The organism is Pedobacter foliorum (genome assembly GCF_013266735.1).
In the GTDB taxonomy this organism is placed as follows: Bacteria; Bacteroidota; Bacteroidia; order Sphingobacteriales; family Sphingobacteriaceae; genus Pedobacter; species Pedobacter foliorum.
This window is the reverse complement of record NZ_JABSNU010000009.1, coordinates 99257-112638: the sequence shown is the minus strand read 5'-3', so window position 1 is coordinate 112638 and position 13382 is coordinate 99257. Positions and strand designations below refer to the sequence as shown.

Annotated in this window: 5 protein-coding genes; all 5 read left to right on the top strand. The window is 39.4% G+C overall.

The window, feature by feature from the left end:
• Window positions 1-22 precede the first annotated feature (22 nt).
• The 5 genes from HQN83_RS17620 (at window position 23) to HQN83_RS17600 (ending at window position 13382) form a co-directional block, all read left to right on the top strand.
• Complete coding sequence (locus tag HQN83_RS17620; RefSeq protein ID WP_173091803.1) at window positions 23-3187, top strand: SusC/RagA family TonB-linked outer membrane protein; 3165 nt, start codon at window positions 23-25, stop codon at window positions 3185-3187.
• 18 nt (window positions 3188-3205) lie between these two features.
• Window positions 3206-5101: a RagB/SusD family nutrient uptake outer membrane protein gene (locus HQN83_RS17615; protein WP_173091801.1), complete on the top strand. Its 1896-nt coding sequence runs from the start codon at window positions 3206-3208 to the stop codon at window positions 5099-5101.
• A gap of 48 nt (window positions 5102-5149) precedes the next feature.
• Window positions 5150-8197, top strand: a complete 3048-nt coding sequence (locus HQN83_RS17610; RefSeq protein WP_173091799.1) for a SusC/RagA family TonB-linked outer membrane protein — start codon at window positions 5150-5152, stop codon at window positions 8195-8197.
• Between the two features lie 12 nt (window positions 8198-8209).
• Complete coding sequence (locus tag HQN83_RS17605; protein ID WP_173091797.1) at window positions 8210-9976, top strand: RagB/SusD family nutrient uptake outer membrane protein; 1767 nt, start codon at window positions 8210-8212, stop codon at window positions 9974-9976.
• 130 nt (window positions 9977-10106) lie between these two features.
• Window positions 10107-13382 carry a glycosyl hydrolase gene (locus HQN83_RS17600; RefSeq protein WP_173091795.1) on the top strand — a complete coding sequence of 1092 codons (3276 nt, stop codon included), beginning with the start codon at window positions 10107-10109 and terminating at the stop codon, window positions 13380-13382.

Below are 13382 nucleotides of genomic sequence, written 5' to 3'. Positions count from 1 at the left end.
AAACATCTCTAAAATGCTCATTATGAGAAAAAAAAGACTACTCTTAAAGCTCTATTGGACTCCGTTGCTGTTACTGGCAATATGTAGTTCACTTAATGCTTTCTCTCAGGAACAGATAACTGTATCCGGAAAGGTATTGGATTCTCTGGACCTTGGCCCATTACCTGGGGTTACAGTTATGGTTCAGGGATCCAAAGTGGGTGCCCAAACTGATGGAAAAGGGGCCTATTCTATTAAAGCGCCATCAAACGCTGTATTAATTTTTGCTTTTATAGGATATGTTCAGAAGAAAATCGCTGTAAATGGAAAATCAACAATTAATGTAACTCTGGTAAATTCTGATCAGAAATTGGACGAAGTGGTAGTTGTAGGATATGGTCAGCAAAAGAAAATTTCGGTTACAGGGGCAGTTTCTTCTGTTTCTTCTAAGGAACTTAAGCAAAGCTCGTCTGCGAGTCTTGCCAATGCCTTGGCGGGTAAATTATCAGGCTTAACTTCTATTCAGTCCGGTGGTGGCCAACCAGGTCGTGATGATGCAACTATGTATCTGCGCGGTGCCGCAACAACTAACAGTAAAAGCCCTCTTATCCTTATTGACGGAGTTCCTCGAGATAATATTAGAACTATTGACGCTAGTGAGGTAGCATCTGTTTCAGTTTTGAAAGATGCATCTGCAACAGCAGTATTCGGTGTTCGTGGAGCAAATGGTGTTATTTTGATCACCACAAAACGTGGTTCAGAAGGTAAGCCGGAGCTGTCGGTTAATTTCGATCAGAGTTACTCTTCTTTTACTAGGGAGCCTGAACGGTTACACTCAATAGATTATATGAAGCTAAGGAATGAAGCTTCTCAAAATGACAACATCTCACCACTTCCTTTTAGTCAGGAAACCATGGATAAATATCTTAATCCATTGGCAGGTTTGAATCCTAATGATCCGGACTATGCGCAAAAAGCAGCGGTAAGAAAATATATGTATCCTGATCATGATTATTATCGTGAGTTTATATCTCGTTATTCGCCACAAACAAGAATTAATACCAGCGCGAGCGGGGGGACAGAAAGAGCTTCTTATTTTATAAATGCGGCATATCTTCATCAGGGCGGTAACCTTAACACGGAGCCTAAATCAGTATTAGGTTATGACCCTGCAGCAAAGATGGATAGATTTAATTTTAGGGCAAACCTGGATTATAAAGTTACCAATTCATTAAAGTCATTCTTAAATATCGGAAGCTATATTGAACAAGTTAATATGCCTTCGGCATGGTTGTACGGGGGTGATACAAACTGGATGATGAGAGATTTGTTGTATCAGGCTCAAACTATTCTTCCGATTACTCCCGGACCAACAACCATAGCAGGATTTGGAGTAGCACCCGGTCAAATAGTAGATCCGGGATATCTTGATCGCTCTGCCTTTGAGATTATGAACAGGTTTGGATACCGCAACGAAGTTAGGTCTAACCTGAACTCTACTTTTGGGCTCGATTGGGATTTAGGTAGTTTCGTTACCAAAGGATTGAGTGTTAAAGGAATGATTTCTTATGATTCTAAATCTACAACTGCTACTCAAGGGGCGAAAACCGAACGTCTTTACCTTGCTGTTGTGAATCCGGAAACGGACCAGTTAAGCTATGCAACTAAACGTCCGGATGAACAACTTCTATCTCTATCTAAAGGAGCAGATTCCCGTTACAACATTAACATGCAAGCCTCGGTTAACTATAGCCGCACATTCGCAGAAAAGCATGACGTAACTGCAATGGTATTAGGTCAGCGTGATTATTGGGAAACTACGGCTGGTGAGATTCCTTTTAATGTGATAGGTGTGGCTGCCAGAGCTACATATGGCTATGACAATCGTTATCTGGCAGAATTTAATATGGGATATAATGGTTCAGAACAATTTGCACCAAGCAAGCGTTTTGGATTTTTTCCTGCTGCTTCAGTTGGGTGGGTCATTAGTAATGAACAATTTTTAAAAAACAACAAGATAATTACCAATCTTAAACTCCGTGCATCTTATGGTAAAGTAGGTAACGATCGAATGGGATCTGCACGTTTTCTATATCAAAGTAACATCACCGTGGGAGGTGGGCCGCTTGGTAGTCTTGGGGGAGGAATCAATCAGGGATTGATGGGTAATCCAAATCTTACCTGGGAAGTAGCAGCAAAGCAAAACTACGGAGTAGATCTTCAGTTATTCAGAGACCTAACTGCCAACTTCGATTATTTTATTGAAAAAAGAAGCAACATCCTGATCTCGCGTAATACTGTGCCCGAATTTCAAGGTCTTCCGTTGGGTAACGTTCCAAGAGTAAATATGGGACTGGTTGATAATAAGGGATATGAAGTTGAGATAACCTACAATAAATCACTTGCCAAAGACCTTTCTTTAATGGTTAAAGGAAACTATGGATATAACCATAACGTGGTTAAGTTTATAGATGAACAGATCCGCGATGAATCTTATGCAACCAGATACCGCTCTACCGGTTACTCCCTTGGTCAAGGTCTTGGTTATAAAATAGACTATAGTAATGGCAATGGCTATTTTAATTCTAAACAAGAGTTGGACGATTACCTTTCCCATACTACTTATGGCTTTGGTACGCCAAGGGTTGGAGATTTTAAGTATGTAGATGCTAATGGCGATGGTGTAATTAATGATAAAGATCAGGTTGCGATTGGCTACAGCAACATCCCGAGGGTTGCCTATGGTTTCACATTAGGCCTTAACTATAAAGGATTTGAATTTACCGCTTTCTTGCAGGGTGTAAGCAAATACTCTAGTAATTATGCAGATCAGGGAGTTTATGAAACTACAAAACTGGGTACCTATTTCGATTACCATAGAAATGCATGGACTCCTGAGCGATATGCTAATGGCGATAAGATCACTTACCCGGCATTAAGTACATTGAACAATACCAATCATACTGCTAATGATTTCTTCATTATGGATCGTTCATTTATCCGTCTTAGAAACGTTGAGGTCGCATATACGCTTCCTCAGGGAATATTAAGCAAAATAGGGGTTCAAAGATTAAGGGTCTACGTTAGCGGACAAAATCTTTACACCTGGGATCACTTAAAAATGGGCCACCTGGATCCGGAAAACAATGATCCTCTTGGGTACCCTGTAACCAAAATGGCAAGCTTTGGCTTAAATGTTACTTTCTAATCCCTAATACAAGAAGTTATGAAAAAGAAATATATAGTTTTAATAGTAACCCTTTCCATGCTTTTCCTTGGTTCGTGCAAGAAAGCATTAGATATGGCGCCCGATGGCAAGATCACCATGGACGAAATCTTTGCCGATAACGAAAAGGTAAAAGCTTTTTTGAATACCTGCTATGCAAATATGCCTGTAAAAGGAACCAGATACTTTTTTTGGCAAAGAGGACCCGTTAACTGGAGCGACGAATCCTGGGATACAGATGCGGAAGCAGAATCAGGGCTGATGAGTGGCAGGATGTATAATGGTAATGCATCTGCAGGTAATCATCCAATAACCAATGTAAGTGGTGATGCCGGGAATGGAAATTATTGGGCCAGCTATTGGAGCGCTATCCGTAATTGTACCATATTTATAAGCCGCATAAACAATGCAACAGTAAGCAGCGATGGAGATAGAAAACGATGGAAAGCTGAGGCTCATCTTTTAAGGGCCTATTATTACTCAGAACTACTAAAATGGTTTGGTCCTTCATTACCTATTGAACGTGAACCATACGATTTTTCAGGTGATTTTTCGAAAGTGAAAAGGGAGACTTATTATGATGTAGTTAAGTTTATTATGGAAGATTGTGACGTAGCTCTCAGTACAGATGAATTGCAGTGGAGAATAACTGAAGATCAGCAAGCCGGCCGTGTAAATAAAGCGATGGCAGAAGCCATTAAATCAAAAATGATTCTTTTTGCCGCCAGTCCATTATATAATGAAGGAAAAAATTACTGGGAAGAGGCCTATCAGGTAAACAAAACATCTTTAGAAAATCTAAGAAAAAATGGCTATGAGCTTTATAATAAAGTAAACTATCCACAAACCTATCTTTCGGATGATGCATATCTTGGACCTGATAAGAACGAAAAAACTGCCATCTATAATGAGTATTTTACTCAAAACATGGGCTACACCTCAAGTGTAGATCATGAAACAATATTTCAAAGTCGCGATGGGCAAGGCAACATTTGGGATATTGATGGTATTGGTGCGCAGGATGGATATAAATCGGGAACCTGTCCAACACAGGAACTTGTGGATGCTTATGAAACTATTGATGGAAAACCAGTTCTAAATCTGGAAAACCCATATCTTGACGAGAAGCATTTGCAGCCGAACTACAATTCTGAAAATAAAACGTATGATCCTAAAAAACCGTATGCAAACAGAGATCCTCGTTTTTATGCTTCTATCTATTACAATGGATCAAAAAGAAAAGCATTCTGGAATTTTGCAGAAGCTCCTGAATCATTTGAAAACTATCCGGCTCCAATGGGTAACAGAACAAGAATCATTGCTACTTATGTAGGTGAACCGCAAACAGGTATTCATGCCTCTACCAGAAAAGCAACGAGAACAGGATATTTCGAGAGAAAATTCTTGCATCCAAATTCAGGAAACGATAATCCGGTAGGTGGTGCTAACTGGAAAATGTTTCGCCTTGGAGAGGTAATATTAAACTTTGCAGAGGCTGCCGCCGAGGCAGATAAATTACCAGAAGCAATTGCTGCAGTTAACGAAATAAGGGCAAGAGCAGGTATGCCTGTTATACCTTCAGGTTTGTCCAAAGAGCAATTAATACTTAGGGTCAGAAACGAGCGAAGAGTGGAATTGGCTATGGAAGAAAATAGATATTTCGACGTTCGCAGATGGACTCTGCCAACAGGTGATCTTTCTAAAACTGACAAATGGATAACTGGGATGGAGATCACAAGAGCTACGGATGGCAGCTTTACCTATGGCCGGAGAACTGTTCGTATTAATGAGCGTAAGAATTATACAAATAAATTCCTTTGGGTACCTATCCCGCTCGATGAGGCAAACCGCCTGCAAGCAATTACAGGGGTTAAATGGCAAAGTAATGGTTGGTAGTAATAGTTTTTAATAGAATCAATGATAAATCAGATGATACATAAATTAATGATCAAAATAACATTGCTGCTGGCACTCTTGCTTTCTTTTGGAACAGGCGTCAGCGCACAGGAAGTATCGGTCTCTGTGAAAGGTGTAGTGAAGGATGAATTTGGAAGACCCCTTGCCGGTGTAACGATAAACTCTACAGATGGGGAAACAGGGACTTCTACAAATGCAAGCGGGGAGTATGCCATAATTCTGGATGCAAATAGCCACTTGATATTTTCTTACAGCGGATATGCTACACAAAAAATAGTCGCCGATGGGAAAACACAGATTGATGTTGAGCTAAAACCCGATGGGCATAAAAAAGATGAAGTGGTTCAACTCGGGTACACATCACAACGACGACATGAAATTTCCGGATCGGTATCGACAATTACCGGCGAGGAACTTGAAAAATCTCCCGTAGCAAATCTTACCCAAACTTTTGCCGGTCGTTTTGCCGGTTTAACCACACAAGAAACCTATTCAGAACTGTCAAGAGCAAACACTAATATTTACATAAGGGGGCTTTCAGCTGCTAGAGGTAACGGACCACTTGTAATTATTGATGGAATTATATGTGCGTATAACAGCAATCAAACACTCGATTACATCAGTGCAAATGAGATCGAATCTGTTTCTGTTTTAAAGGATGGATCTACGCAAGCACTTTATGGCATCCAGGGTGCAAACGGACTAATTGTAATTACCACCAAACGCGGTATAAAAGGTAACGTCAAAATCAAAACAAGCTTTGATCAGTCCATACAACAGGTAACAACTACGCCGACTTTCTATAGCGCGGCTGAATATGCAGGGCTTAGAAATCAGGCATCAGTTAATGATGGAAAAGGGAAAGTATTTACTGACCAGCAAATCGAAAACTACCGTATAGGCGGTAATGCCCTGTATCCCAATAACAACTGGTATGACAGTTATTTTAAAGACTATGCCGCAATGCAGCGAGCTAGTGTAAATGTGACCGGTGGAAATAATAAGGTTCAATTCTATTCCAATATCAACCTCATGCATCAGGGAGGGCAGTTTATCACAGATCAGGACAAGTATAACCCTAATGCAAATAATGTCTGGGTTAACTATCGCAGTAATGTTGATATGAGCCTTAATCGATATCTTAAAGCATTTATTCGTTTAAGTGGTAACATAAAAAGAGAACGTACACCAGGTTCAGGAAACTCAACGATCTATGGTAGTTTGTTTCAAATTCCGCCAACAGTTTATGGTCCACTAACTCCTGATGGTAAGGTTATTACTACCGAAAGAGTCGGTTCACCTACTTTTGGAATGCTTAATCGTTCCGGTTATGTTAGGCATACTGTTACAAACATCACTTCTCAATTCGGTCTCGATTTGGATATGGGGTTCTTAACTAAAGGATTAAATCTAACCGGTATAGTAGCCTATCAAACAAACGCAGTAGGTAGTCTGAGTACAACTCAGGACTACGAACGTTGGATGAGAACCAGCAATCTTGATGAGCTCGTGTTTAATAAAAAAGGTGAGCAAAATAATACGCCATTAGCGTATAGTAAAGGCCATTCTTATTATTATCATCTTACTTACAACGGAGCATTAAATTATGCCAGAGATTTTGGAAAACACCATGTAAGTGGAATGGCTTATATGTTCTTTCAAAATCTTACCAAGGCAGATACAGGTTCTCCAGGATTGCTTCCATACAATCGTGTAAGTTCAGGAGCAGAAGCAAACTACAATTATGATAATAGATACTACGTTAAATTTGATGTAGGGTATTCTGGTTCAGAACAATACGCCAGAGGAAGCCGCTTTATATATACTCCTGCAGTGTCGGCTGCATGGGAGGTGTCAAACGAAAGTTTTATGAAGGACGCAACCTGGTTAAGCAATCTTAAATTAAGGGCATCTTATGGTAAAACAGCAAATGATCAAAGTGGGTTAGGTCGATTTGCCTATCTTGATAATGTAACCGTTAATGGGGGCGGACCAATTGGTTCGCTACAGTATATTATTAACGAAAGGCAAGTCGGGAATCCTTACATACAGGCCGAGATTTCTAAAAAACAGAACTACGGTTTGGATCTAGGATTATTTAACGCCTTTTCTTTTTCTTTGGATGTGTTCAAAGAGCGAATGGACAATATGGTAGTGAGTGCCTTTTCTGCAATTCCAACCTATCAGGGAATTCCGCTAAACTATTATCCGCAAACGAACTCAGGTATTTTTGAGAATAAAGGTTATGAAGTAACTGCCAGTTACAGTAAAGCCATTAATAGCAATTTGAAAATTTCATTAGGTGGCTTGCTTGGATATGCAAAAAACAACGTGATCAAGATAAATGAGCCACTTAGAAATGCCGATTATGCTTATAGAACTCAGCAGGAAGGATATTCTTACGGGCAAGGATTTGGTTATCTGGTTGATTATAGTAATGGTAATGGTTTCTTTAATACTCAGCAGGAACTTAGCAATAATAAACTCGTTTATGGATTTGGTACACCACGTTTGGGAGACCTTAAGTATCAGGATTTAAACAATGATGGCTTAATCAACGAAGCAGACAAAGCTCCAGTAGGCACAGGAGCTTTGCCAAGGCTCACTTACGGAATATCGGGCGGTATAACTTTTAAATCCTTTGACCTTAATTTCTTATTTCAAGGCATTGGCCAGTACTCCTCAATGATTGGTGGACAAGGAGTTTGGGAAACAGATTTTGATGGTGTATACGGTGCATTACATCAAAACGCATGGACAGAGGAACGCTTTAATAATGGGGAGTTAATTACCTCGCCTGCACTTTCTTTGGTTAAATCTGTAAACCACGAAGCGAATGATTACTATAAATATAACAGGTCCTACATCAGGCTGAAAAATGTGGAATTGTCGTATACCCTGCCTAAATCACTTTCTAAAGCCATCTCTGCGGACAAAATCAAGTTTTTACTTAGCGGGCAAAATTTGGTTACCTGGGATAAAATGAAATCTAAAGATTTTGGTCCGGAAGGTGGAGGCTACACTTCCTTTCCTGTTTACAGGGTGTATAACGTAGGCGTAAATGTTGTTTTTTAACTAATTATTACAATGAGAAAGTATAGAAAATTTATAATCATAATTATTGCAGGAACATTTTTTTCTTGTAACAAGCAATTAGATTTACCAACCGACGGCCGCATATCTATGGAACAGATATTCAGCGACTATAACAGAACAAGAGGATACCTTAATTCATGCTATGGGTTTTCCCCGACTCCATACATGGACAGGTCCTCTTATACAGATGAAGCTCAGGATGCTGATGATAATTCTTCGGAATCAAATTATGCAATTTGGTATAGCGGATCTATTACTTCTGCATCTTATCCCCGATACTCAGCAGATGGAAGTCCATGGTCAAAGCTTTATGAGGGAATTCGTAAGTGCAACGTATTTATAGAAAATATAAAAACAGCAACTGCATTTGCGACTGATGCAGAAAAAGGAGCGTGGACAGCACAGGCACATACATTACGTGCACTTTATTATCTGCAACTGATTAAACGTTATGGAGGTGTGCCAATTTTTGAGAAGCCTTTAGATATCAATCATGATTTTTCTAAAGATAAAAAATCAAGCTTTTCAGACGTAGTAAAACTTATCCAGGCAGACTGTGATAAAGCCCTCTCTTATCCGGCAACACGTGAAGGTTTTTCATGGAATATTTATGATAATCAATACGGAATCATGACCCGTGCAGTGGCTTATGCCATTAAGTCTCAGTCAATAACCTACGCGGCGAGCCCCTTATGGTCGGATGGCACATACACTTGGGCAGATGCAACAGCTATAAATGCCGAGGCACTAGCCCAATGTCTGGCAAATGATTATAAACTGTTTAATCAGACTCCTGGGGCAGATATAGCGCAGAATGCCTATGCTTATTACAATCTTATCGGATCTAACGATCAGAGATCAACAGATAAAGAAACAATTTATCAGGGTGGTACAAAAATGCAGGTGTGGAAATGGGCTGGTATGCCAACAACTCCCGGATTAGAGAGAACTGGTCCATGTCCAAGTCAGGATTTGGTTGATAGTTATGAGATGGCAAATGGTGAGGCCCCAATAACAAGTTATACCGATGCAAATAAACTTGTGCCTGTTTTAAATGCAGCATCCGGTTATGATCCAAATAATCCATATAATGGTCGCGATCCAAGATTTTATGCGTCTATATACTATAATGGAGCAGTAAGGAATCTGAACGATCCTAATGGAAAGAAAATTGAATCATTTGTGGGAGGCACTGAAGGTATTTCAGAAACCGATAGGAAACACACCCGCACAGGATATTATCTACGTAAGTTTAATAATTACAAATCTGGAATTAATAATGATGCTGATGGTTCTATTAGATTATTTCGCTTGGCAGAACTTTATTTGAACTTTGCAGAATCTGCATATCAATCGGCTGGGCCAGATGTCTCTGTGTCTTCAGGTGGACTTACGATGAGCGCGCGTGAGGCTGTAAGTATTGTTCGTGCAAGGGCTGGTATGCCTGCTTTCTCTTCTGGGATGTCTAAAGAGGCATTTGAGAAAAAATATCGTAATGAACGACGTGTTGAATTTGCGTTTGAAGAGCATCGTTTTTTTGATGTTCGGAGATGGAAAATTCTGGATCAAACGGATAAAATAGTCACAGGAATTAGAATTACCAAAACAGGTTCAAACCTTACTTATAGCCGGTTCAAATTTGCGGATAGGAACGCTTGGTCTACTAAATATTTATTGTATCCAATAGATCAGGCTGAGGTTGACAAGATGATTAATCTTACAGGGCAGAATTGGCAGAACCCAGGTTGGTTAGATTAATAGCAACCTAAAAGTTACAATGCAGAGCAGTATAGTACAGGTTGCTGATTATTAAAATAATTAATAGTATTGGTAGATTAACTAATAGTTTTTTAAAGAGAACTATTGACACAACCAAATGAAACCATTTATGAATTCTAACATCAGATCTTTTCATGGACCTGTATGGGTACACCTTGCCCGCTTTGTCCTGCCGGTATTAATTTTAATTATTGCAGCTTGTTCAAGTACAAATAAAGAAATTGCTTTTACTAAAGTTGAGAGTGGCTTTATTGTTCCTCCAGATACCATACAAACCAGTGTTTATTGGTATTGGATTTCCGACAATATCTCTAAGCAAGGGGTAATAAACGATTTAAAAGCAATGAAAGCGGTAGGTATAAATCGTGCTTTTATTGGGAATATAGGTTTAACCGGAGAGGTGCCTTATGGAAAAGTGAAATTGTTTTCTGATGAATGGTGGGATATTACCCATACTGCTTTAAAAACAGCGTCTGAACTAGGTATAGAAATAGGAATGTTTAATAGTCCGGGCTGGAGCCAATCAGGTGGTCCATGGGTTAAACCTGAACAGGCAATGCGTTATCTGGCATCTTCAGAAACAGTATTTAAGGGGCCTGCAAAGATTTCGCAAAAACTTGAAAGACCTGAAGGCAGTTTTCAAGATGTAAAGTTGCTGGCTTTTAAAGCGCCTAAAGGATATGGAAGTAGCATTGCAGATTTAAAACCTGTTATTACTTCAGAACCTGCCATTCAAAATATAGGAAATATCCTTGATAAAAATAAGCAGACAGAGGCTGCATTACCTGGTGGTAAACCTGTTGTGATTAACATCACTGCTAAAGAAAATTATACTGCCAGAAGCTTAACTATTCATCCTTCAAAAAAGAACATGAGTATGGATGTGAAGATAGAAGCATTGGATAATGGTACTTATCGTGAGGTAAAACAGTTCAGATTAGATCGTAGCAACAATGCGCTTAATGTAGGTTTTGCGCAGTTTGCCCCTGTTATTATTTCATTTGATGCAATAACCTCAAAGGCTTTCCGCTTAACGATTACCAATCAATCAAATGATGCAGCTATTGCTGAAGTAGAAATATCATCGGTGCCTAAAGTTGAACGCTTTGTAGAGAAAACATTGGCTAAAATGCACCCAACGCCACTTCCATACTGGCATGAATATCAATGGGCTCAGCAAAAAGAAGTAACGGATAAAGCCTTGCTTGTAGAAGAAGGTTCAATTAAAGATATCAGCTCAAATTTGTCGGCCGATGGAACGCTTACATGGGATGTGCCGGAGGGCGAATGGATTGTTATGCGTACAGGAATGTTGCCGACAGGTGTTCAAAATGGCCCGGCATCTCCGGAAGGAACTGGATTAGAGATCGATAAAATGAACCATGAGCATGTGTTAAAACACTTTGATGCATTTATGGGCGAAATTCAACGACGTATACCTGCTGAAGATCGTAAAACATGGAAAGTTGCGGTTCAGGATAGTTATGAGATGGGTGGGCAAAACTGGACGGATGATTTTATTGGAAAGTTTAAAAAACGTTACGGCTATGACCCAATGCCATTAATGCCTGTTATGTATGGTCATGTGGTAGGGAGTCAGGATAAATCAGATCGTTTCTTATGGGATTTGAGACGTTTTGTAGCTGATAATGTTGCTTATGAATATGTAGGTGGATTACGTGACATAAGTCATAAGCATGGTTTAAATATATGGCTAGAAAACTATGGACATTGGGGTTTTCCTGGAGAGTTTCTTCAGTATGGAGGCCAGTCTGATGAGGTTGCAGGGGAGTTCTGGAGTGAGGGAGAACTTGGTAATATCGAAAATAGAGCAGCATCTTCGGCAGCGCACATTTATGGTAAAACAAAAGTTTCAGCAGAGTCGTTTACTGCTGCGGGAAATACCTTTGGAAGGTATCCTGCAATGATGAAACAACGCGGCGACCGTTTCTTTACAGAAGGGATCAACAATACATTATTGCACGTTTATATTCAACAGGCTTATGAAGATAGAAAACCGGGCGTTAATGCCTGGTTTGGGAATGAATTTAACCGTTTTAATACCTGGTATTACGATATGGATATGTTTATCCAGTATCTTAAACGCTGTAATTTTATGCTTCAACAAGGTAAATATGTTGCTGATGTAGCTTATTTTATTGGCGAGGATGCACCAAAAATGACAGGAGTACAAGATCCTAAACTTCCCGCAGGTTATTCTTTTGATTATATAAATGCCGAAGTAATTATTAATCGTTTATCTGTTAAGGACGGCAAATTTATGCTTCCTGATGGAATGTCTTATCGTGTATTGGTATTGCCAGCATTGGAATCCATGAGACCAGAATTGTTGGAAAAAATAGCAAGTTTAGTAAAAGCAGGTGGAGTGATTTTGGGCCCAAAACCAAAACACTCACCTAGTTTAGAAAACTATGCAACCGCAGATGAGAAAGTGAAAAAACTTGCGGGTGAAATCTGGGGTAAAATTGATGGTGAGAACATTAAAACAAATGAATATGGTAAGGGTTTAGTAATGACTGGGTTTGATTTACAGCAAGCCTTAGATAAGATAGGCGTAATTCCTGATTTTAAAACAGTTGATAATGATCTGGCCTTGTTTATCCATAGAAAAGTTAATGAGGGCGAAATCTATTTTGTCTCTAATCAAAGCGACAAGCCGATAAGTATTAATCCAGCTTTCCGTGTTATTGGAAAAGCTCCTGAATTATGGAATGCCATAACCGGAAAAATGCGTGATCTACCAGAATATAGCTCAACTTCAACTACCACATCTGTTCCTTTAAAACTGGATGCGTTTGAAAGTGCTTTTGTGGTCTTCAAAAAGAACCCATTCACCAATTCGTCAACGGAAAAGAGAGTTAATTTCCCTTCGCCGATTAATGTTGTTAAACTAAGCGATCCATGGACTGTTAAGTTTGATAAAGAAGGAAGAGGCCCTGAAGAACCTGTGGTGTTTAAAACTCTGGTAGACTGGTCAAAACATCCTGATAAAAGAATAGCTCACTATTCTGGAAGCGCCTTTTACAATACCTCATTTGAAATGAAGAAACCTGAATCCGGACAGCGTATTTACTTAAACCTTGGCTCAGTTACCGCATTGGCTAAAATAAAAGTTAATGGTAAAGATGTTGGTGGCGTGTGGACTGCTCCTTATAAGGTAGATATTACTGATGCAGTAATGGGAGGAGAAAATAAATTGGAAATAAAAGTAGTTAATACCTGGGTAAACCGATTGATTGGCGATTTAAAATTACCAGAAGATCAGCGTAAAACCTGGACTTATATCAATCCATACAATGCCGATAGCCCACTTCATACATCAGGGTTAACCGGGCCCGTATCAATTGAAATAAATCCTTACTAA